Below are 469 nucleotides of genomic sequence, written 5' to 3' on the forward strand. Positions count from 1 at the left end.
GACCGAAGCCTGGGCCTCCTGGGCCTCCTGGCAAAACATTTGGTAAAGCATTTGCAGCAGGTAAAACTGCTGGCATAGGGGCAATTGGGGCAATTGGTGCACATGGGTTACAGCAGTTAATTTGCTGATTGCATACCTCTTCAGCGCATGACGCAGTTTGCGGGCAAAAATGTTTATGTTGATACAAGTGGTGATTCACCGTAGTTGTGTGAACAGGGTGAATATGGGGAACCACTGTGGTTGAAAACGTATGGTTCACAATTTGTTGAGTTGGATGAACAACAGGCGGTAAAAAATTTGTTCCAAGGTACATATAATAATCTCCCTTCATAATTTTGTTTACATTACAGCCTATGTTGAAGGGATTACTCTTGTACTAATGAAAATACCTATTTTTCCTTAAAGACAATCATTTCCATGGTTTCTTTTTGGATATGTAAAATATGCCTATCTTGGAACACAATTAAGT

General features: G+C 40.3%; 1 protein-coding gene. It reads right to left on the minus strand.

The window, feature by feature from the left end; all coding sequences use genetic code 11:
- On the minus strand, positions 1-313 hold a 313-nt coding region (locus V7137_RS08165; protein WP_335697624.1), incomplete at its 3' end, for a CotD family spore coat protein.
- Between the last annotated feature and the right edge of the window lie 156 nt (positions 314-469).

The organism is Neobacillus drentensis (assembly GCF_036962765.1).
Lineage (GTDB): Bacteria > Bacillota > Bacilli > Bacillales > Cytobacillaceae > Neobacillus > Neobacillus drentensis_C.